Annotated in this window: 16 protein-coding genes; 13 read left to right on the top strand and 3 right to left on the bottom strand. The window is 69.6% G+C overall.

What is annotated here, in order from left to right; genetic code table 11:
• The first annotated feature begins 12 nt into the window (after nucleotides 1–12).
• Genes G582_RS0104270 through G582_RS0104235 form a run of 8 tightly spaced genes read left to right on the top strand, consistent with a single transcriptional unit; the run spans nucleotide 13 to nucleotide 8,639 of the window.
• The gene (locus G582_RS0104270) at nucleotides 13–1,233 is read left to right on the top strand and encodes an argininosuccinate synthase (protein WP_028838774.1); all 1,221 of its coding nucleotides are present in this window, start codon (nucleotides 13–15) and stop codon (nucleotides 1,231–1,233) included.
• Nucleotides 1,226–2,344, top strand: coding sequence for an acetylornithine deacetylase (locus G582_RS0104265; protein ID WP_028838773.1), 1,119 nt, complete (start codon nucleotides 1,226–1,228; stop codon nucleotides 2,342–2,344). The genes G582_RS0104270 and G582_RS0104265 overlap by 8 nt, the downstream gene beginning before the upstream one ends.
• Nucleotides 2,341–3,687 carry an acetylglutamate kinase gene (locus G582_RS0104260; protein WP_425476535.1) on the top strand — a complete coding sequence of 449 codons (1,347 nt, stop codon included), beginning with the start codon at nucleotides 2,341–2,343 and terminating at the stop codon, nucleotides 3,685–3,687. Before G582_RS0104265 ends, G582_RS0104260 begins: the two co-directional genes overlap by 4 nt.
• Nucleotides 3,684–4,646, top strand: a complete 963-nt coding sequence (gene argC / locus G582_RS0104255) for an N-acetyl-gamma-glutamyl-phosphate reductase (protein ID WP_028838771.1) — start codon at nucleotides 3,684–3,686, stop codon at nucleotides 4,644–4,646. Before G582_RS0104260 ends, argC begins: the two co-directional genes overlap by 4 nt.
• On the top strand, nucleotides 4,643–5,935 hold the full coding sequence (gene argH, locus G582_RS0104250) for an argininosuccinate lyase (protein WP_028838770.1): 1,293 nt from the start codon (nucleotides 4,643–4,645) through the stop codon (nucleotides 5,933–5,935). Before argC ends, argH begins: the two co-directional genes overlap by 4 nt.
• Before the next feature lie 26 nt (nucleotides 5,936–5,961).
• On the top strand, nucleotides 5,962–6,201 hold the full coding sequence (locus tag G582_RS0104245) for a YciI family protein (protein ID WP_038052927.1): 240 nt from the start codon (nucleotides 5,962–5,964) through the stop codon (nucleotides 6,199–6,201).
• Between the two features lie 3 nt (nucleotides 6,202–6,204).
• On the top strand, nucleotides 6,205–7,374 hold the full coding sequence (proB, locus tag G582_RS0104240; RefSeq protein ID WP_028838768.1) for a glutamate 5-kinase: 1,170 nt from the start codon (nucleotides 6,205–6,207) through the stop codon (nucleotides 7,372–7,374).
• The gene (locus G582_RS0104235) at nucleotides 7,371–8,639 is read left to right on the top strand and encodes a glutamate-5-semialdehyde dehydrogenase (RefSeq protein WP_028838767.1); all 1,269 of its coding nucleotides are present in this window, start codon (nucleotides 7,371–7,373) and stop codon (nucleotides 8,637–8,639) included. The genes proB and G582_RS0104235 overlap by 4 nt, the downstream gene beginning before the upstream one ends.
• A gap of 15 nt (nucleotides 8,640–8,654) precedes the next feature.
• On the opposite strand, the gene motB is transcribed toward G582_RS0104235, so the two are convergent.
• Together motB and motA are read right to left on the bottom strand one after the other, a co-directional pair.
• Nucleotides 8,655–9,593: a flagellar motor protein MotB gene (gene motB, locus G582_RS15460; RefSeq protein ID WP_051246663.1), complete on the bottom strand. Its 939-nt coding sequence runs from the start codon at nucleotides 9,591–9,593 to the stop codon at nucleotides 8,655–8,657.
• Between the two features lie 3 nt (nucleotides 9,594–9,596).
• A complete protein-coding gene (gene motA, locus G582_RS0104225) occupies nucleotides 9,597–10,451 on the bottom strand; it encodes a flagellar motor stator protein MotA (RefSeq protein ID WP_028838766.1) in 855 nt (284 codons plus the stop codon).
• A gap of 220 nt (nucleotides 10,452–10,671) precedes the next feature.
• Between motA and G582_RS0104220 the strand changes: the two genes are divergently transcribed.
• The 5 genes from G582_RS0104220 (at nucleotide 10,672) to G582_RS17445 (ending at nucleotide 20,291) form a co-directional block, all read left to right on the top strand.
• On the top strand, nucleotides 10,672–12,885 hold the full coding sequence (locus G582_RS0104220) for a CHAT domain-containing protein (protein ID WP_083960947.1): 2,214 nt from the start codon (nucleotides 10,672–10,674) through the stop codon (nucleotides 12,883–12,885).
• A 25-nt stretch (nucleotides 12,886–12,910) separates the two neighbouring features.
• Entirely contained in the window at nucleotides 12,911–14,566 is a 1,656-nt protein-coding gene (locus G582_RS15455) for a ShlB/FhaC/HecB family hemolysin secretion/activation protein (RefSeq protein ID WP_051246659.1), read from the top strand.
• 11 nt (nucleotides 14,567–14,577) lie between these two features.
• The gene (locus G582_RS0104210) at nucleotides 14,578–19,113 is read left to right on the top strand and encodes a beta strand repeat-containing protein (protein WP_028838764.1); all 4,536 of its coding nucleotides are present in this window, start codon (nucleotides 14,578–14,580) and stop codon (nucleotides 19,111–19,113) included.
• A 201-nt stretch (nucleotides 19,114–19,314) separates the two neighbouring features.
• Nucleotides 19,315–19,881 carry an OmpA family protein gene (locus tag G582_RS18610; RefSeq protein WP_169380555.1) on the top strand — a complete coding sequence of 189 codons (567 nt, stop codon included), beginning with the start codon at nucleotides 19,315–19,317 and terminating at the stop codon, nucleotides 19,879–19,881.
• 23 nt (nucleotides 19,882–19,904) lie between these two features.
• Nucleotides 19,905–20,291 carry a DUF4280 domain-containing protein gene (locus G582_RS17445; RefSeq protein WP_083960946.1) on the top strand — a complete coding sequence of 129 codons (387 nt, stop codon included), beginning with the start codon at nucleotides 19,905–19,907 and terminating at the stop codon, nucleotides 20,289–20,291.
• Between the two features lie 42 nt (nucleotides 20,292–20,333).
• Here the strand turns inward: G582_RS17445 and G582_RS15445 are convergent, their stop codons facing one another.
• The gene (locus tag G582_RS15445; protein WP_038052870.1) at nucleotides 20,334–21,890 is read right to left on the bottom strand and encodes a hypothetical protein; all 1,557 of its coding nucleotides are present in this window, start codon (nucleotides 21,888–21,890) and stop codon (nucleotides 20,334–20,336) included.

The raw sequence follows: 21,890 nt of genomic DNA, 5'->3' as shown, positions 1-21,890 counted from the left end.
TCGGACACCCCCATGACTGCCCCCAACGACTCCCGCGACATCGTCCTTGCCTTCTCCGGCGGCCTCGACACCAGTTTCTGCGTGCCCTACCTGAAGGAACAGGGCTGGAACGTGCACACCGTGTTCGCCGATACCGGCGGCGTGGATGCCGAGGAGCGCGCGTTCATCGAGGCGCGCGCCGCCGAGCTGGGCGTGGCCAGCCACGTCACCGTGGACGGCGGTCCGGCGATCTGGGACGGTTTCGTCAAGCCGTTCGTGTGGGCCGGCGAGGGTTACCAGGGCCAGTACCCGCTGCTGGTGTCCGACCGCTACCTGATCGTCGATGCGGCGCTGGCGCGCGCCGCCGAGCTGGGCACCAATGCGATCGCGCATGGCTGCACCGGCATGGGCAACGACCAGGTCCGCTTCGACCTGGCGGTGAAGTCGCAGGGCAACTACCGCATCGTGGCGCCGATCCGCGAGATCCAGAAGGAGCACACCCAGACCCGCGCGTATGAGCAGGACTATCTGGAGGAGCGCGGCTTCGGCGTGCGCGCCAAGCAGAAGGCTTACACGATCAACGAGAACCTGCTGGGCGTGACCATGTCCGGCGGCGAGATCGACGCCTGGGAAGCGCCGGGCGAAGGCGCGCGCGGCTGGTGTGCGCGTCGTGCGCAGTGGCCGGAGGACGTGCTGGAGGTGACCCTGCGCTTCGTCAACGGCGAGGCGGTGGCGCTGGATGGCTTTGATCTGCCGGGCGAGAAGATCCTCGCCAAGCTCAACACCATGTTCGCCCAGTACGGCGTCGGCCGCGGCATGTATACCGGCGACACCACCATCGGCCTGAAAGGGCGCATCGTGTTCGAGGCGCCGGGCCTGGCCGCGCTGCTGGCCGCGCACCGGGCGCTGGAGGAGGCGGTGCTGAGCAAGCAGCAGAACCGCTTCAAGCCGGACGTGGCGCGCAAGTGGGTGGAGCTGGTCTATGAAGGCTTCTTCCACGATCCGCTGAAGGCGGATCTCGAGGCGTTCCTCGCCTCCTCGCAGCGCACCGTCAACGGCGAAGTGGTGCTGCGCACCAGCGGCGGCCGCGTCGATGCCGTCGCCGTGCGTTCGCCGCACCTGCTGCACGCCAAGGGCGCGACCTACGCGCAGAGCGCCGACTGGGGCGTGGAAGAGGCGGAGGGCTTCATCAAGCTGTTCGGGATGAGCAGCACGCTGTGGGCGGAAGTGAACGGCGGGCAGGGCGGTGGCTGAGATGCTCGACGCGGTCCTGCGTCATCTCGAAGCGCTGGTGTCCTATGACACCCGCAACCCGCCGCGCCTGATCGGCACCGGCGGGATCTTCGACTACCTGCGCGCGCAGCTGCCGGGGTTCCGCTGCGAGGTCACCGACCATGGCGCCGGCGCGGTTTCCCTGCTGGCCATGCGCGGCAACCCGCGGCGGGTGTTCAACGTGCATCTGGACACGGTGCCGTCATCCGCCGCGTGGACGGCCGACCCGCTCAGTCTGCGGGTCACGCCGGACCGCGCCATCGGCCTCGGTGCCTGTGACATCAAGGGCGCTGCGGCCGGGCTGCTGGCAGCCGCCAACGCCACCACTGGCGACGCCGCGTTCCTGTTCTCCTCCGACGAGGAAGCCAACGACCCGCGCTGCATCGCCTGGTTCCTGAAACAGAATGCCCTCGCCCGCGACCACGGCTTCAACGAGGCGATCATCGCCGAGCCCACCCGCTGCGAGGCGGTGCTGGCGCATCGTGGCATCAGTTCGGTGCTGCTGAAGTTCAGGGGCGAGGCCGGGCACGCCTCGGGCGCCAACGCGGTGAACGCCAACGCCCTGCACCAAGCGATGCGCTGGGGCGCGAACGCGCTGGCGATGGTCGAAGGCGAAGCCAGCGCGCGCTTCGGCGGGCTGACCGGGCTGCGCTTCAACATCGGCAAGGTCGAGGGCGGGATCAAGGCCAACGTGATCGCGCCGAGCGCGGAGGTGCGCTTCGGCTTCCGCCCGCTGCCGTCGCACGACATCGACACGCTGCACGCGCGCTTTCGCGCCTGTGCCACGGACGGTGCGCTGGAACGCTATGAAGAAACCTTCCGCGGGCCTTCGCTGCCAGCCGGCCACATCGCGACCGCCGAGGAACGCCGCCTGGCCGCACGCGACCTGGCCGACGAACTGGGCCTGCCGATCGGCAATGCGGTTGATTTCTGGACCGAGGCCTCGCTGTTCTCGCAGGCCGGCCTGACCGCCTTCGTTTACGGCCCCGGCGACATCGCCCAGGCCCACACCGCCGACGAATGGGTGGCGCTTGCGCAATTGCAGCGCTACGCCGAGTCCATCACCCGCATCCTTGGAACCGATCCCTCGTGACCCCGATCCTCTCCCCGCACGCCGTGCACGATCCGCAGACCCGCCAGACCATCGTGCGGCTGCTGTCCAGCATGGGCAGTGCGAAGGAAATTTCGCAGTATCTGAAGCGTTTCTCTCAGCTCGACGCGGCGCGTTTCGCCGTGGTCAAGGTGGGGGGCGCGGTGCTGCGCGACGACCTCGACGCGCTGGTGTCCTCGTTGGCCTTCCTGCAGGACGTGGGCCTGACGCCCATCGTCATCCACGGCGCGGGCCCGCAGCTGGACGTGGAGCTGTCCGCCGCCGGCATCGTCAAGCAGACCATCGACGGCCTGCGGGTGACCTCGCCGGAGGCGCTGGCCATCGTGCGCCGCGTGTTCCATGCGCAGAACCTGAAGCTGGTGGAGGCGTTGCAGGCGGCGGATGCGCGCGCCACCTCGATCGTGTCCGGCGTGTTCGAGGCCGACTACATGGATCGCGAGCGCTACGGCCTGGTGGGCGAAGTGAAGCGCGTCGACCTGGCGCCGATCCAGGCCAGCCTGCAGGCGGGTTCGATTCCGGTCATCGCCTCGCTGGGCGAGACCGTGGGCGGGCAGATCCTCAACGTCAACGCCGACTTCGCCGCCAACGAACTGGTGCAGGTGCTGCAGCCGTACAAGATCGTGTTCCTGACCGGCACTGGCGGGCTGCTGGATGCCGACGGCCAGGTCATCGATTCGATCAACCTCTCCACCGAATACGACCACCTGATGCAGCAGCCGTGGATCGAAGGCGGCATGCGGGTGAAGATCGAACAGATCAAGGACCTGCTGGACGGGCTGCCGCAGGCGTCCTCGGTGTCGATCACCCGGCCCGACGAGCTGGCCAAGGAGCTGTTCACCCACAAGGGTTCGGGCACGCTGGTGCGGCGCGGCGAGCGCGTGCTGGAAGGCGCGGCGTGGAGCGATTTCGATCTGGGGCGCTTGCGCGGGCTGATCGACTCGGCGTTCGGGCGCAGGCTGCTGCCGGACTATTTCGAGACGACGAAACTGCATCGCGCCTACGTCAGCGAGAACTACCGCGCCGCGGTGATCCTCACCCGGGAAGATGCCGGAATTTATCTGGACAAGTTCGCGGTGCTGGACGAGGCGCAGGGCGAGGGCCTGGGCCGCGCGGTGTGGCTGGTGATGCGCGAGCAGAACCCGGCGCTGTTCTGGCGTTCGCGCCACGGCAACCCGGTCAACGCGTTCTACGACGCCGAATCCGACGGCTGCATCAAGCAGGAGAAGTGGAAGGTGTACTGGTATGGCGAGGCGGGCTTCCCGCTGATCGAGCGTTATGTTGCGCTGTGCGCGCAGCGGCCGGCCACGCTGGAGGAACCGCAGTGAGCCGGCTCAAGGTGGGCCTGGTCGGCGCGCGCGGCCATACCGGCGCGGAGCTGATCCGCCTGTTCGCCGCGCATCCGCACTTCGAACTGGCGTTCGTGACCTCGCGCGAGCTGGACGGCCAGCGCGTGGCCGACCACAACGCCGGTTTTGCCGGCGAGCTGCGCTACAGCTCGCCCGACTATCGCGACCTGCCCGGGTTTGGCGCTGACGCGGTGGTGCTGGCGCTGCCGAACGGCAAGGCCGCGCACATCGTCCAGCAATTCGATGAGGCCGGCGTCGATCCGGTCATCGTCGACCTGTCCGCCGATTACCGCTTCGATCCGTCGTGGTACTACGGCCTGCCGGAGTTGACCCGCACGCGCTTTGCCGGGCAGCGGCGCATCAGCAATCCCGGCTGCTATGCCACCGCGATGCAGCTGGCGATCGCGCCGATGCTGAACGTGCTGGACGGGCCGGTGCAGTGCTTCGGCGTCAGCGGTTATTCCGGCGCCGGCACCACGCCCAGCGACAGGAACAACGTCGAATTGCTGCGCGACAACCTGATGCCGTACGCGCTGGCCGGCCATGTCCACGAGCGCGAAGTGCCGCATCAGCTGGGCCATCCGGTGGAGTTCATGCCGCACGTCGCCCCGCATTTCCGTGGCATCACCTTGACCGCCAACCTGCACCTGTCGATCGCGTTCGAGCGCGAAGAAGTGCTGGCGCGCTACCGCGGCCGCTATGCCGGTGAGCCGCTGGTGCGGGTGCAGGACGAGGCGCCGTGGGTGAGCCGCATCGCCGGCAGGCACCACGTCGAGATCGGCGGCTTCATCCTGTCCGGCGACGGCCGGCGGCTGGTGGTGGTGGCGACCGAGGACAACCTGCTCAAGGGCGCGGCCACGCAGGCGCTGCAAAACCTCAACCTTGCCTTCGGGCTGGACGAACTGGCCGGCATCCCGGCGCAGGAGCAGGTGGCATGAGCGAACTTCTCTGGCAAAAACCCGGCGTCGCCGTCGATGCGCAGATCCAGGCCTTCCTGGCCGGCGACGACGTGCTGCTGGATCGCGAATTCTTCCTGCATGACATCGCCGCCAGCGCCGCGCATGCCGAAGGCCTGCAGCGCATCGGCATCCTCACCTTGGACGAACTGGGCGGGCTGAAGCGGGAGTTGGCCAATCTGGCCGATGATTTCAGCAACGGCGCATTCGTCCTGGACGAGCGCTTCGAGGACGGCCACTCCGCCATCGAGGCGCGCCTGACCGAACGCCTGGGCGATGCCGGCCGCAAGATCCACACCGGACGCAGCCGCAACGACCAGGTGCTGGTGGCGACACGCCTGTGGCTGAAGGAAAAGCTGGTGCGGGTGGCGCAGCTTTCCCGCGAGATTGCGAAGGTCGCGCTCGACCGCGCCGAGGCGGAGAAGGATCTGGCGGTGCCCGGCTACACCCATATCCAGCGCGCAGTGGTGTCTTCCGCCGGCATGTGGTGGGCTGGCTGGGCCGAAGCATTTATCGACGACGCGGTGCGCGCTGCCGACACCCTGGCGCTGGTGGACTGCAATCCGCTCGGCACCGCCGCCGGCTACGGTGTGAACCTGCGGCTCGACCGCGAGCACACCACCCAGGCGCTGGGCTTCGCGCGCATGCAGGTGTCGCCCATCTACGCGCAATTGTCGCGCGGCAAGTTCGAACTGGCGGCGCTGGAAGCCCTCGGCAGTGCCACCCTCGATCTGCGCCGCATCGCCTGGGATCTGTCGCTGTTCACCAGCGCCGAATTCGGCTTCGTCGCCTTGCCGCCGCAGTACACCACCGGCAGTTCGATCATGCCCAACAAGCGCAATCCCGACGTCATCGAGCTGATGCGCGCCACCCACGCCAGCGTGGCCGCGGCGCGCACCGAGATCGAACAGCTGCTGTCGCTGCCGTCCGGCTACCACCGCGACCTGCAGAGCAGCAAGGGCGCGATCTTCCACGGCTTCGGTCGTGGCCTCGCCGCGCTGGAGCTGTTGCCCGCGCTGTTGGCCAACCTCGACTGGCGCGAAGACCGGCTGCGCGCGGCGATCGACTCCGGCATGTACGCCACCGACGTGGCGGTGGAAGCCGCGATTGCCGGGGTGCCGTTCCGCGAGGCCTACAAGGCCGCGGCGGCAAGCAGTGAAACGGCCGGGCAGGGGCGCACGCCGGAAGGCTCGCTGGCGGCGCGTACCTCGCCGGGTGCAGCCGCCGATCTGCGGCTGGACGCGCTGCGCGCGCGCTGGGAGGCATCGTGAGGGCCGGGATCGTGCGCCATCTGGTGATGGTCATGCGCCGGCCCGGTTTCGATGTCGGCCTGCTGCCGGCGCATGTCGCCTTCCTGGATCGGCTGCGCGAACGCGGCGTGCTGGAAACCAGCGGCGGCTTCAGCGACGGCAGCGGCGGCGCCTACCTGCTGCGCGGCATCGCCGACCTGGAGGAGGCGCGCAGGATCGCGGCATCCGATCCGCTGGCGATCCACGGCGCGTCGGACATCGCCGTCCACGAATGGAAGACGGGTTGAACCATGGACACGCAGGCCTTTCCCGCCCAGATCCTGCAGCCGTGGAAACGCGCGGTGTTGAAGGTGGGCAGCAGCCTGCTTGCTGCCGACGGTGGCGGCCTCAGTCCGCGCTTCGCGTTGGGGCTGGCGCAATTCGTGCTGGAAAGCCGGCAGGCCGGACGCGAGGTGGTGATTGTTTCATCGGGTGCAGTGGCGGCCGGACGCGCGATCCTGCCCAAGGCCGGCGACGCCGCGCCCACCATCGCCGCCAAGCAGGCGCTGGCGGCGCTGGGGCAGGCGCAGCTGATCGCGCTGTGGCAGCGCTTCTTCGACGCCCCGGTGGCACAGGTCCTGCTGACCCATGACGACCTGCGCGACCGCCGCCGCTACCTCAATGCGCGCAGCGCGCTGCTGGAGCTGTTGCGGCTGGGCGCGGTGCCGGTGGTCAACGAGAACGACACCGTCGCGGTCGATGAGCTGAAGCTGGGCGACAACGATAACCTCGCAGCTGCGGTCGCATCGCTGGTGGATGCCGACCTGCTGCTGATCGCCACCGACATCGCCGGCCTGTACAGCGGCCACCCCGGGCGCGACCCCGCTGCGCGCCCGGTGGCGCGCATCAAGGCGGTCACGCCAGCGGTGCTGGCCATGGCCGGCGATGCCGGCGCGCTCGGTACCGGCGGCATGCGCACCAAGCTGGAAGCCGCGGCCAAGGCGGCGACCGCGGGCATCTCCACCGCGCTGTTCAGCGGTCGCGATGGCGCCGCCGTGGCCGCGCTGGGGCAGGGCAGGCTGCACGGCACCCTGGTCAATGCACAGGGCAGCCGCCTGCGTGCGCGCAAGCAGTGGCTCTGGCATGCGCCGGCCGCGGGGGTGCTGCAGATTGACGAAGGCGCGTGCGCGGCATTGCTGCGCGGCGCTTCGCTGCTGCCGGGCGGCGTACGCGCGGTGGCCGGCGACTTCCGTCGCGGCGACGTGATCGAGGTGCGAGCCGCCGACGGCAGCGTGCTGGCGCGCGGGCAGGCGCAGTACAACGCGCAGGACGGCGCGCGCATCGCCGGTCGCCACAGCCGCGAGATCGAAGCCGTGCTCGGCTTCCGCTACGACGAAGCGATGATCCACCGCGACGATCTGGTCCTGCTGCAGGCGCCCGGCCAGACGCCCATCGACGGCAACGGGGAGACCACGGCATGAGCGGCTACGTGCGCAATCTGGCACTGGCGGCGCGCGCGGCGCAGGCGACGATCGCCGCGGCCGACGCGGCAACGCGGCGCATATTGCTGGAAGGCATGGCCGAGCGGCTGCTGGCCGGGCAGGACGAGATCCTCGCGGCCAACGCCGGCGATCTGCAGCGCGCGCGTCAGGCCGGCTCGAACAAGGCGTCGTTGGACCGTTTGGCGCTGAACCCCGAACGCGTGCGCGGGATGGCCGATGCGCTGCGCGAGGTCGCGGCGCAGGACGACCCGCTGGGCGCGGTGACGCGCCGCGACGTGCGCCCGAACGGGCTGGTGGTCGAGCGCCAGCGCATCCCGTTGGGGCTGGTGGCGATGATCTACGAAGCGCGGCCCAACGTGACTGCGGAGGCGGCAGCACTGTGCCTGAAGGCCGGCAACGCGGTGCTGTTGCGCGGCGGGTCCGAAGCGGCGGCCAGCAATGCCGCCATCGCCGCCTGCCTGCATGCGGCGCTGCGCGATGCCGCCCTGCCGGAAGCGGCGGTATCGCTGGTTGCCGACACTGCCCGGGAGCATGTGCTGGAGCTGCTGCAGCTCAGCGACCTGGTCGACCTGGCCATCCCGCGCGGCGGCGAGAGCCTGATCCGCTTCGTCGCCGAGCATGCGCGCGTGCCGGTGATCAAGCACTACAAGGGCGTCTGCCACCTGTACGTGGACCGCGCCGCGGACATCGAGCTGGCGCTGGGGCTGCTGATCGACGGCAAGGCTTCGCGCCCGGGCGTCTGCAATGCACTGGAAACCCTGCTGGTGCATCACGACATCGCCGCCGCGTTCCTGCCCCGCGCGCTGGCGGCGCTGCGGGCCAGCGGGGTTGAATCGCGTGGCGACACCGCGACCCGCGCCTTCGATGCAACGCTGGCGGAAGCCAGCGATGACGACTACGCAGCCGAATTCCTAGACCTGGTCATCGCCATTCGGGTGGTCGATTCCATCGACGAGGCGATCGCCCATATCCACCGTTTCACCTCCGACCACACCGAAGTGATCGCCACCGCCGACCCGGTGGCTGCGCAGGCCTTCGTGGACGCGGTGCGCAGCTCGGCGGTGATGGTCAACGCCAGCTCGCGCTTCAACGATGGCGGCCAGTTGGGGCTGGGGGCGGAGATCGGCATTTCCACCACCCGCCTGCACGCCTACGGGCCGATGGGCGTGGAGGCGCTGACCATCGAGCGTTTCGTGGTGCGGGGGCAGGGCCAGCGCCGGCATCCCCTGCCGGGCGGCAATTGAACCGCCCCGCGCCGCTCAGCCGCCCGGCTTCGCCGCGGTTGCCTGCGTGGCGGTGGACGCCTGCGCCGGCGGCACCGGCATGGCCTGGTTGCGGTTCAGCGCGGCGTCTTCCGCTTCCTTGGTCATGACCACGATGCTGATGCGGCGGTTGATCGGGTTGAGCGGATTGGCGGCATCGAACGGCACTGCCGGTCCGAAGCCGACCACCCGCACCACCTTGGCCGCCGCCATGCCGCCTTCCAGCAGCGCGCGGCGGGCGGCGTTGGCGCGATCCGCGCTCAGCTCCCAGTTGCTGTAGCCGATGCGGGTGGCGTAGTTGGCGGTGTCGGTATGGCCGGCCAGGCTGATCCGGTTCGGGACGCGGTTCGCGAACACTGCGATCTCGTGGAGGATTTCGCTGGTGTAGGGCATCAGCTTGGCGCTGCCGAGGTCGAACATCGGCCGGTTCTGCTTGTCCACGATCTGGATGCGCAGGCCTTCCGGGGTGAGGTCCAGCAGCAACTGGTCCTTGAATGGCTCCAGCGCCTGGCTCTTGCCGATCGCCTCCTCCAGCTCCTTCTTCAGGGCTTCCAGGCGCTGTTGTTCCAGCTGCCGGCGCTGCGCCTCGGTCGGATCACCGGGGCTGCGGGTGAATTCCGCCCCCGGGCCCTTCGGCAGGTCCATGGTGCCGCCCAGCTTGATCATCGAATTGCTGGCGCCGCCGGGGCCGTTCATGCCGGGTGCGGGGGCCGGGCTGGCGCCGGCAATCGGGCTGGGGTTCTTGAAATAGTCCGACACCGCTTCGCGCTGCTTGGTGGTCAGTGCGCCCACCAGCCACATCACCATGAAGAACGCCATCATCGCAGTGACGAAATCGGCATAGGCCACCTTCCAGGAGCCGCCGTGGTGGCCGCCGCCCTGGACCTTCTTCACCCGCCGGACGATGACGGTCGGTTTTTCATCCTTGCCGGTCATGGTTTATTTCAGCGTCTTGATGTGCTGCTCGAATTCGGAGAAATCCGGACGCAGGGCCGAGGGCACGGTCTTGCGGGCGAACTCCAGCGCGATCTTCGGCGGGTAGCCGCGCAGGCTGGCCAGCAGCGCGGTCTTGACCGACTCATAAATGCGCGAATCCTGCTCGGCGCGGGCTTCCACGGCGGCCGCCAGCGGCGCCACGAACCCGTAGGCCAGCAGGATCCCGAGGAAGGTGCCGACCAGCGCGGCGGCCACGTGGCCGCCGACCGCGGCGACGTCGCCGCCGATCGAGGCCATGGTGATGATGATGCCGAGCACGGCGGCCACGATGCCGAAGCCGGGCAGGCCGTCCGCCACCTTGGTCAGCGCATGCGCGGGCGCCAGTTCCTCGTGGTGGTGCTTTTCCAGCTCCAGTTCGAGCAGCGGTTCCAGCTCGTGCGGCTCGATGTTGGAGCCGACCATCAGCCGCAGGCAGTCGGTGATGAAGTCCATCAGGTGGTGGTCGTCGCGGATCGACGGATAGTTCGCGAAGATCGAGCTTTCCATCGGGTGGTCGATGTGGCTCTCCAGCGCCATGAAGCCTTCCTTGCGCGCGCGGTTCAGCAGTTCGTACAGCAGGCTGAGCGCATCCAGGTAGTCCTTGCGCTGGTAGCGCGGCCCCTTGAACACCCCGATCACCGCGGCGAAGGTCTGCTTGACCGTTTTCGGCGGGGTCCCGGCAAGGAAGGCGCCGAACGCGGCGCCGCCGATGATGACCAGCTCGAACGGCTGCCACAGCGCCCCGAGCTGGCCGTGGGAGGCGACGAAGCCGCCGAGGACGCTGAGGGTGACGACGATGAAGCCGACAATGATGAGCATGAGGCGGGTGGGTGCCCTGCGGGGGATTCCTACATTAACGGTTTCCTCCGCAAAGTCTGCAGTGTCCGCGTGCCGGGCCCACGTCAATCCCCTGCGATTCCGGACAGGCGACCATCAGCTGTAAGCGCTATGCCTTATCGCGAATAGGCCCGGACGATGGCCCTTCCTAGACTCCCCTGATCCTGCAGGCCCGGCCTGCGGTCCGCCCGGGAGTCCCCGCATGCCTCGCGTCGCGTCAACCATATTCGGGCTTGCCGCCCTGATCCTGCTGGCCTGTCCGCCCGTCCGCGCCGGCTGCGCTGCGACGGGGGATGAGGCGAGCGCCGCGCCGGCCGCGAGCGCCCCGCAGAACGTCCCCACGCCTGCGCCGCCGGCGCCCGTGCCGCCAGCGCCAGCTCCCGATGCCAGCGCCGAGGCGCGCGCGGTGCTGGCCGCGGTCGGCAGGCTGGACGATGCCGACACCGCGCTGGCGCTGGCCGCGGAAGGCGCCGCGCTGTACGACGCCGAGAAGGTCAAGCTGGATGGCTACGCCTATTGCAGCCAGGCGGTGGAGTTGGCGGAACAGGGCGAGTTCCGCGAGAGCGCGCGCGCCGCCAGCAAGGCGATGCACGTGGCCCTGCAGAGCGGCAATACCGACCTGCTGGGCAAGGCCTATCGCGACCTGGCGATTGCCTTCAGCTATGCCGGCCAGCTGGAGCGCGCGGAACAGTTCGCCAACCTCGCGCTCAAGTATCCCGGCATCGACCCGACCCAGGTCAACGGCCCCGCGCGCAAGGTGATTGGCGACGTGCGCACGCGCCAGGCGCGCTACGACGAAGCCATCGCCGCCTACGACCAGGCCCGCGGCGACAGCTCGCCGCGCTTCCGCCCGCTGGTTGAAGCCTCGCTTGCAAACGCCTTGATCCTGTCCGGCGACCTGGCGCGCGCGCGCGCCACCCTGGACGCGGTGCCCGTGCCTGCCGACGCCCGCCAGCAGGCCCAGCTGCAGCGCACCCGCGGCCGCCTGCTGCTGGCTGAAAACAAGCCCGACGAAGCGCTGGCGCTGTACCGGCAGCTGGCTGATGCCCCCGCCGCAGGCGACGAGGACTTCTATCGCGCGTGGGCGCTGGATGGCATCTCCAAGAGCCAGGCCGCGCTGGGTCGGGACGCCGAGGCCGCGCAGGCGCTGGACCAGGCGATCGAGGTATTCGATCGCGCCCGCGCGCAGTTCCGCAGCGACGAATTCAAGATGGGCCTGTTTTCCGACCTGCAGGCGGTGTTCGAACGGGCCATCGGCCTGCACAGCCGGCTGGGCCAGCCGGCGCAGGCCTTCGACATCAGCGAGCGCAGCCGCTCGCGGGCGCTGCTGGACGCGGTGTCCGGGCGGGTGGCCTTCGACCAGGCCGGGATCGCCACGCTGGACGCCGCCGCGCTGCAGGCGATGCTGCAGCCGGACGAAGTAGTCGTGGCCTTCCACACCCTGCCGGACCGGCTGCTGGCATGGGTACTGTCGCGCGATGGCGTGCGCGAGATCAGGTATCCGATCGCGCTGCCGCGCGCCGATCTGGCCAGGCTGGTCGACGCCTATCGCGATGCGTTGATCCGGGTCAGCCCGAATGCGCCGGAGGTGGGCGGCAAGATCGGCCAGCTGCTGCTGGCGCCGCTGGAGCTGCCGGCCGGCAAGCGGCTGGTGATCGTGCCGCACGGGCCGCTGCACTACCTGCCGTTCCAGGCATTGCGGCTGGACGGCCAGTACCTGATCGAACGCAATCCCATTTCGATCGCGCCGTCGATCAGCATCGCCGCCCGGCTGGCGCAACGCACCCCGACGGCCGCGCCGCAGCTGCTGGCGTTCGGCAACCCCACCATCAATCCCGAGGTGGCCGACCCGCTGCCGGGCGCGGAAAAGGAAGTGCAGGAACTGGCGCAGCGTTTCCCCGGCGCCCAGCTGTTCTTCCGCGAGCAGGCCAACAAGGACAATTTCGCCCAGAACGCGCCGAAGTCGAGGCTGGTGCATATCGCCGCGCACGCGATGGCCGACACGCTGGACCCGCTGCACTCCAAGGTGCTGCTTGCCGACAAGGACGGCAAGCCCGACTACCTGGAGGCCAAGGACGTGCTGGGCATGCGCCTGGATAACGTCGCCATGATCGCGCTGTCGGCCTGCGAATCCGGGCTGGGGCGGGTGGAGAACGGCGACGAGGTGCTGGGCTTCACCCGCTCGTTCCTGTCGGCCGGCACCTCGACCCTGCTGGCCTCGCTGTGGCCGGTTTCCGATGCCGCCACCGAGAAACTCATGACCACCCTGTACACCGACCTCGCCGGCGGCATGCAGGTGCAGGACGCGATGCGCGAGGCGCAGCGCGCGGTGATGGCGGACCCGGCCACGGCGCACCCGTTCTACTGGGCGCCGTTCAACCTGATCGGCAACTGGCGCCTGCGGGTGGCCCAGTGAACGCGGCGGCAGAAGGACAGGCACGATGAACATGGACATTCGGATCGCGCGGCGGCGCAATCTGCTGGCGGCGGCGCTGCTGCTGGCCTGCGCGCCGTTGGCACAGGCTGCGGACGAAGTCGCGGAAGGGCAGTCCACGCCCCCGCAGCAGGCGCAGGCGCTGCCGGAGCCGCAGATGGCCGCGCAGGCGCAGGCGAGTTTCCTGCTGCAGGCGGTGGAGTTCGTCGGCGTGAGCGGGGTGCCGGAATCCGAGCTGCAGGCGGCGGTGGCCGACCGGATCGGCCAGCAGGTCACCCTGCAGGATCTCGAGCAACTGGCGGCGAAGGCCACGGCGGTCTATCGCGACCATGGCTATGCGCTGGTGCAGGTGTTCGTGCCGGTGCAGGAAGTGGTGGATGGGCGGGTGCGGCTGAACGTGGTGGAAGGCGCGCTGGGCCAGGTCAGCATCGACATCGCACCGGGCGCGCCGATCCGGCAGGAGCGGGTGGCGAGGACGCTGGCGATCCTCACTCCCGGCCAGCCGCTCAACAACCGCGACTACGAGCGCGCGATGCTGTTGCTGTCGGACCTGCCGGGCATCAAGCCGCAGTCGGCCATCTCGGTGGGCGCAGCGTCGGGCGCGTCGGACCTGACGGTGCAGGTGGGCGCCCGCGACCGGGTCAATTACGGCCTGGAACTGGACAATTTCGGCACCCGCGATTCCGGCCGCCTGCGCCTGACCGGCAGCCTGCGCTGGGCCAGTCCGTTCAAGCGCGGCGACAACCTGGATCTGCGGGTGATGGCGGCCGAGGGCATGCATACCGCGTTCGGTCGGATTTCCTACGAAACCCCGGTGGGCTACGCCGGGCTGCGCCTGGGCGGCGGCCTGGCCAGGGTGCAGTACGAGCTGGGCGGGCCCTTCGCTGCGCTGGAACCTACCGGCGTGGGCAATGTGGCGGACCTGTCGTTCAGCTATCCGCTGATCCGCCAGCGCGGCATCAACCTGTTCCTGCGCGGCGGGCTCGACGACAAGCGCCTGACCGACCGTTTCGAGGCAGTGGGCTACCAGACCCGCAAGCGCATCCATGGCGCCACCCTCGGCATGTCGCTGGAGCGCCGCGACCGCTGGGCAGGCGGCGGCTACACCAGCCTCAACCTGCAGGCCTATCACGGCACCCTGGACCTCCGCGATGCCATGGGCGAGCTGTTTGACCGGCCCCCGTTTGGCTACGATACCGAGGGCAGCTTCAGCAAGTTCTCGCTGCAGTTCGCGCGCCTGCAATACCTGGCGCCGAAACTCAGCCTGTTCGTCGGCGGCGGCTTGCAGCGCGCCAGCAACAACCTCGATACCTACGAAAAGCTCTCGCTCGGCGGGCCCAAGGCGGTGCGCGCCTACGCCACCGGCGAAGTGCTGGTGGACGATGGTTGGCTGACCACGCTGGAAGTCCGTTTCGCGCTGCGTCCCGAGATGACGCTGTTCGCGTTTTACGACGCCGCCGGCGGCGACCAGTTCCACGACCCGCGGCCGTTCGATGGCGACCTGTCGCGCAGCCTGCGCGGCCATGGCCTGGGTTTCAACTGGAGCAAGCCGGGCAACGTGACGGTCAATCTGAGCGTGGCCTGGCGCGACACCGAGGCCGGCGTCACCGACGGCGGGGACCGCAATCCGCGCGTGTACTGGTCGATCCAGAAAGCGTTCTGAGGAGAAGGGCAATGGGCATCAACAAGAGCACCCGCATGCAGCAACGGATCCTGCGCCGCCGCCGTCTGGCGCTCGCCCTGGTTGGCGCGATGGCGATGCCGCCGGCGCTGGCGCAAAGCCTGCCGGACAGCGGCAGCGTGGTGTCGGGAGCGGTGTCGATCGCGCCGCCCAGCGGCTCGCAGCTGACCATCACCCAGACCAGCAAAGGCGCCATCATCGACTGGGGCAGCTTCAGCATCGGCAGCGGCTACGGGGTCACGTTCGACCAGCAGTTCGGCGCCTCCAGCGTGACCCTGAACCGGGTGGTGGGCTACGGCTATGGCGCCACCGCATCCGCCATCGATGGCGCCCTGAGCGCCAACGGCAGCGTGTTCATCATCAATCCGGCAGGGATCACCTTCGGCGGCGGTTCGCAGGTGAACGTGGGCGCGCTGGTGGCGTCGACCATGGACATCAGCAACGCGAATTTCGACGCCGGCGTTGCCAGCGGCAGCTTCCAGTTCGAGCCGATGACGGACGTCGGCAACCAGGCCATCACCACGGATGTGGGCGCTGCCATCACCACCACCGCGGGCGGCACGGTGGCGCTGCTCGGTCGCCAGGTGTTCAACCAGGGGACGATCACGACGCCCGGCGGCAGCGTGGTGTTCGGTTCGGCGGAAAACGTGACCCTGGATTTCGCGGGCGACGGCCTGACCATGTTGACCATTCAGGGGCCGGGGATCGCCAAACCCGGCTCGACCGCCTGTCCGTCCTTGCCCTGTCCGGGACCTGTGCTTCCGACCCTGGTCAACAGCGGCACCATCAATGCCGACGGCGGGCAGATCCTGATGCGTACCGCCGCCTCCAGCGTCGGCGGCGGCGACATCATCAACGTCGGTACCCTGCGCGCACAGAGCCTGGTCAGCAGGGGCGGCCGCGTCGAGCTGACCACCGATGGGCGGGTAACGCTGGGCTTCTCGTCGCCGTCGGCAGGCGGATTCACCGGCGAACTGGATGTATCCGGCCAGGCTGGCGCCAGCGGCGGCAACGTGCTGGTGCGGGCCAGCGATTTCGTCATGTTCAACAACGATGCCGCACCGCTGAACCCGACCGATCCGGCGTCGGTCGGCAGCCTCATCAATGCCTCCGGCGCGATCAACGGCGGCGTGGTGGACATCGTGGCGACCAACCAGGCGCAGATTCTGTCGCTGTCCTCGATCCTGGCGGATGGCGCGGCCGGGCGTGGTGGCCAGGTATCGCTGGTAGGCGGAGATACCGGACTCGGTGCGCGCGCATGGATCAGCGCCAATGGCGGCGCCGGCGCGGGCGGCCGCATCGACGTGTCCGGCAGCAGCGGGCTGTCGCTGTTCGGGCTGCTGTCGGCCACCGGCACCAGCGCCGGCGGCATCGTCAACACCTCCACATTGGCCGACGCTTTCGACCTGCGCGGGCTGCGGGTCGAGGCCGGCTCGTCCGGCGTGGCGGGCATCTGGACGATGTCGGCGCCGTATCTGTCGGTGATCAGCGGCAGCGATGCCGGCGAGCTGGACAGCGCTGCCGGCGGCAGCAATCTGCAGGACGCCGAGATCAACCATGCGCTGTCCAGCGGCACCAGCGTGGTGCTGCGCTCCGCCAGCGATGTCTATCTCGACGATGCGCAGATCCAGACCGACAGCGGGCTGGATCTGCTGTTCGCGATCGATGCCAACGGCAGCATCGGGGGCACCGGTTTCTCCATCGTGGGGCAGGGCGGCCGGCTGGACATGCGCTTCAACGCAGATGCCGCCAGCACCGACACCGGCTTTGCCGGCATTTCCTTCGGTAACGCAAGCCTGGACAGCAACGGCGGCAGCATCCTGATGTATGGCCAGTCGGACACCGCCAACGGCTTTGCCAGCAGCTATGCCAGCGGCATCCGCCTGGATGCGGTCACCTTGGCCACCGGTGGCGGCAACCTGCTGCTGCGTGGCGCCTCCACTGGCGCCGACGCAGGTTTCGACGACGCCGGCGTGGCGGTGTCTGGTGGCAGCCTGGACGTCGGCAGCGGCGACATTCGCATCGTCGGCGAAGGCGCGCAGTTCGTGAGTGGCGTGCGCATCGCCAGCGGTCCACTGCAGGCCGGCAGCATCGACATCCGCGGCGTGGCCAGCGGCAGCGGCGACGGCATCGTGCTGTCTTCCTACGCAATCGATTCCGGCGGCGGCGACATCTTCCTGGACGGGCGCGGCGGCGGCACCGGGGTGTCGGTGTCCTATGCCAGCTTCGACAGCGGCGGCGGCGATATCGTGGTGCATGGCGAGGGCGGTAGCGGCAACGGCGTGGACCTGTTCGGCTCGATCAGCAGCGGTGGCGGCCAGGTGTCGCTGGACGGCAGCAGCGCGCAGGCCGAAGGTCTGGTGTTCCAGGCTGGCTATGGCGGCGGCATCGTCAGCGCCGGCGGCGACATCTTCCTGTCCGGCGTGGGCGCCACAGGTGGTGCGATGCTGGTCGGAAACGGCTACGGCACGACCACGCTCGACAGCGGCGGCGGCGAAATCGGCATCTACGGCGGCGCCTCTGGCGCTGCGGCGGTCGGCGTCACGCTGTCCCAGCTGCCGGTGCTGTCCGGCGCCGGCAACATCGGCGTGGTGGGCCTCTCCGGTGCCGGCACCAGCATCGCGTTCTCGACCGGCAGCAGCCTGACCACGACGTCCGGCGACATCAGCGTGGCCGGCGTGGGCGCGGACGTCGGACTGCTGCTTGACGGCGCGGTGACGCTGGCCACCGACAGCGGCCGGCTGGACCTGCGCGGACGCGGCACGGCCGCCGCTGCGAGCGGGCTGGTGATCGCCAACGGTGTGAGCATCGTCACCGGCAGCGGCGGGATCGCAATGGCGGGCGAAGGCGGCAGCGGCGCCGGCGTCGCATTGGGTGCAAACACGCTGCTGGATGCCGGCAGTGGGATGGTGGTGCTGCGCGCCGGCAACGACGGCAGCAGCGATGCGGTCCGCATCGATGGCGCCCTCCGCGCCGGCGCCGGCGTCAACCTGCGGCCGGGTGGGGTGGACCTGAACGGCCTTGCCTACGACCGCATCGACGACGGCATCCTGCTGGGCAGCGGCGGCGGGTTTGCGCTGGATGCCGCCGAGCTGGCGATGATCGACGCACCGGAGCTGGTCATCGGCAGCCGCCAGCACGCCGGCGCGATCCGGGTGACACAGGACACCGTCCGCAACGGCAATCTGACCCTGCAGAACCAGGGCGGCAGCGGTGGCATCGAGCTGCAGGCCGGTGTGGATGTCGGCGGTGGGGTGCTGGCCCTGCTCAGCGGTGGCAGCATCGTGCAGACCGCGACGGCGGCGATCCACGCGCACAGCCTGCTGGCACAGGCCGGCGGCGACGTGCTGCTGGGGCTGGCGCAGAACGATGTTGCCAGCACCACCCTGGCCGGGCAGGCCGGTGGCGACTTCCAGTTCCAGGACGCCACCGACCTGGCCATCGGCAGCGTCTCCGCCAGCGGCTTCGACGCCGCCACCGGCGCGATGTCGGGCGAGAGCAGCAGCGGCATCACCACGGGTGGCGAACTGCTGGTCCGCAACCTGGCTGGCGACCTGACCCTGGGGGCCGATCTGGCCGCCACCAACATCGACCTGGTGACCGCCGGCCGGCTGCAGAATCCGGCGGCCGCGGGGCTGTCCGCCAGCGGCGACTGGCGGATCTGGGCCAGTACCTGGGAGGGCGAGAACCGCGGCGGCCTCGGCGGCAGCGGCAACCTGCCCAACCTGTACAACTGCGCCTACCTGGGCGCCTGCGGGGTCACCGTCGCCGGCGGCGACAACCACTTCATCTACGTCCAGCAGCCCACCGCAACCATCACCGTGGACAGCCTGTCGCGGGAATACGGGTTGGCCAACCCCGTGTTCACCTATTCGGTATCGGGCGCCGTGCTGGGAGACGCGCTTGCGAACTTGGCCAGCGGCACGCCGGGCACCATCGCCGGGATCGGCAGCGATGTCGGCCAGTACGCGATCCTGGGCAACTTCACTTCGAATGCCGGCTACCGCATCCAGATCCTGCCCGGCACATTGAGCATCACCCCGGCCACCCTGCTGTTCACCGCGGACCTGGTGATGCGCTACCTCGGCATGGCCAACCCGCAGCTGGGTGGCACCGTCACCGGCTTCCGCAACGGCGATACGCTGGAAAGCGTGTTCGGCAGCGCCGCAGTTTGGAACTCGCCGGCAGGCCCGCTGTCGCCAGTCGGCTATTACCCGATCAATGGCGGCGCCAGCGCAAAGAACTATGTGTTCGCCCAGGCATCCTCCAACGCCACTGCGCTGCAGATCATCCCGCTGCCGTACATCGACGGCAGACCGGTCAACCTGATCCACGAGACGGTGGACACTTATGTCTACGACCGCAACCTCGGCACCGCGCCGGTCTGCGCCATCAATGCCACGCTGGATGATCAGCCGCTGGCGTCGGCGGGTGACGCGCTGGCGATGGAATGGTCGAAGGTGCGAACCCGGCCGAACCTCACCAACTGCTTCGAAAGCCAGCGCCGCAACGGTTGCGGCGATTTCTGAAGAGCGGGCGGCGACGCGGCCGGCTGCCGGGTGGCAGCTGGCCAGCGCAGGGGTGCATGCAGGACTAGGCCGAACGGTGTATCGAATTCGCCGCGCAGCGGTAGCAGACTCTTTCCATCACGCGGGCGATGTCCGCCCGGCATGCGCGCGGCGCATGTGACCGATCCGGCCGCGAGGCCGCAAAACCACGAGGATGCATCAATGAACATGATCCAGATTGTCCGCGGCGCGCTGGCGGTTGCCCTGCTGGCCGGGTGTGGCGGGGCGTTCGCCCAGGACGCGCAGGGCGCGCCGTCGGTGGATTCGATCATCAACAGCCTGAAGGCCGAGAGCACCGAACAGGCACAGGGCCAGACCCGCGCGCTGCGCCCCGGCGCCGCGGCGATGGCCACCACCGCGCCCCCATCCGTGGCCAAGCCGGCCAAGGCCGCCTCCATCAACATGCAGATCAATTTCGATTTCAACTCCGACCGGATCTCCGGCAGCTCCGAACAGACCATGGCCACGCTGGCCAAGGCGCTGGTGTCGCCGCAGCTGGAGAACCGCAGTTTCACCGTGATCGGGCATACCGACGCCAAGGGTTCCGCGGGCTACAACAAGGCGCTGTCGGACCGTCGCGCCGCTGCCGTGCGGAGCTACCTGATGGAGCACGGCGTGTCTTCGGCGCGCCTGCGCGCCGTCGGCAAGGGCGAGAGCCAGCTGCTCAACGCCAACGACCCGGAGGCCGGGGAAAACCGTCGCGTCGAAATCATGGCCACTGGCGGCTGAGCCCGCGGGCCTGCGGACGCGCCATGCCGATCCATGTCGTCAATGGCGCCATCCTGACCTGTTCGTTCGGGGTGGCGCCTTCCGCGCTGGTGGTGACGCCGGAGAACCGGGTCATGTCGAGCATGATGCCGGCGGCCACGATCATGGATTTCGTGCCGATGAAGAACATCATGCCGTTCGCCATGTGCACCACGCCGAGCAACCCGACGGTGGCTGCGGCCACCTCCGCCGCCATGGGCGTGCTGACCCCGATGCCGTGCATCCCGGTGACCACGCCGTGGAAGCCGGGTGCGCCCACCGTGCTGATTGGCGGTATTCCCGCGCTCGACAATACCTGCACCAGTCAATGCGCCTGGGGTGGTGTGGTCACCGTCAGTTTCCCGGGGCAGACCAAGGAAATGATTCCGTAGCCTTGCGGCGCAGCTGATGCGCGGCGCGCGGTCGCTGCCCTCCTAACCGGACAGATTGCCCAGCGAATTCGCCGCGTTGCCGATGGCCTGGCCGGCGCCGGCCATCGCGGACTGCGCGCCGGCGACCGCGACGTTGGCGGCGCGTGCGGCGCTGGTCGCTGCATCCGCGACCGCGGCCTGGGCCTTGCCGATGGCGGCCTGCGCGGCGTCACCGGCACTGGCGGCTGCTTCCTGGGCCGCGGTTTGCGCCGCGTTGAGCGCCCCCTGCGCGGCGCCGTTGAGCGCCTGCTGGGCCTGTTGCGCGGCCTGGTTGGCCTGCGCCAGCGTTTGCTGCGCGACCTGGTTGGCCTGCTGCTGGGCCGTCGCCGCCGCCTGCTGGGCGCCATCCAGTGCTTGCTGGGCGGCGTCGCCGGCCTGCTGCTGGGCGGAATCCACCGCCGCCGTGGCCTGGTCGATGGCGCCCTGCACCGTCTGCTGTACTTGGTCGCGTGCCGAATCCACCGCGCTGCGGGCCTGCCCGATCGCCGCATTCGCGCCGTCGCGCACCGCCTGCTGGGCCTGCTGCACTGCGCCCTTGGCGGCGTCCAGCGCCGACTTGGCCGCACCGTTGGCCAGCGCCTGCGCGTTATCCAGCGCGGCACAGGCATCGTCCATCGCGGCAAGCGCCTGATCCGCCATGCCGTTGGCCTGGTCGAGCAGGCCGTTGGCCTGTTCCAGCAGCGGCCCCGCGATGTTCTGCAGCGCGTTGCCGGCGTTGCCGAGGGCATTGCCCGCCTGCGCCGCGCGGCGCGCCAGCGCGTCCCGCAGGGCGCGGACATAGGGGCAATCCGAGGCGGGGAATTCCACCGGCAGGTTGGGGAAGGCTGCGGGCAGGGTGTCCAGTGCGGCCTGGACCGGGCCCAAGGCGTCGCGTGCCCGATCCAGGGTGGCGCTGCGCGCCTGCTCGAGGGCGTCGGTGGCGGCGTTGCGCAGCAGGTCCTGGGCTTGGTCGATGGCGTTGTTGGCAGTCGCCAGCGCGTTGTTGACGCCGTCCTCGACCAGCGCGGTGGCGTTGTCGACCATGCCCATCGCACGGTCGAGCTGCGCTTGCGCGGCCTGCTCGGCGTTGTCCATGGCGCTGTCCAGCGCCTCCCCTGCGCGCTCCAGCGCGCCCTGCACCACGGCTTGCGCCTGCTGCTGCGCGGCATCCACCGCAGCCTGCGCCTGCGCAAGCGCGCCCTGCGCGGCGGCGCCGGCCTGCTCGCGGGCCTGGGTGAGGGCAGCGTTGGCTTGCGCCAGCGTGTTCTGCGCCATGTCGTTGGCGGCGTTGCGGGCATCGTCCAGCGCCTGGTTGGCCTGCGCGAGCGCGCCCTGTGCCATCGCGCCCGCCTGCGCAGCTGCCGCCTGTGCCGCTTGCTGCGCCTGCGCCACCGCACCATTTGCTGCGCCCGCGGCGGCGTTGGTGGCATTGGCAACGGCGGTCTGGGCTTCGGTGATGGCGCCCTGCGCAGCGCTTGCCGCCTGTTGGGCGGCGCCGGTGGCGGCCTGCTGGGCCTGCTGCACGGCCTGGCCGGCTGCGGCGCCGATGCCGGACAGGCCTTCGGTCAAGGATTCGAACAT

The organism is Thermomonas fusca DSM 15424, assembly GCF_000423885.1.
GTDB lineage: Bacteria > Pseudomonadota > Gammaproteobacteria > Xanthomonadales > Xanthomonadaceae > Thermomonas > Thermomonas fusca.
The sequence above is the reverse complement of the archived record's forward strand: the minus strand, read 5'-3'. Positions and strand labels throughout refer to the sequence as shown.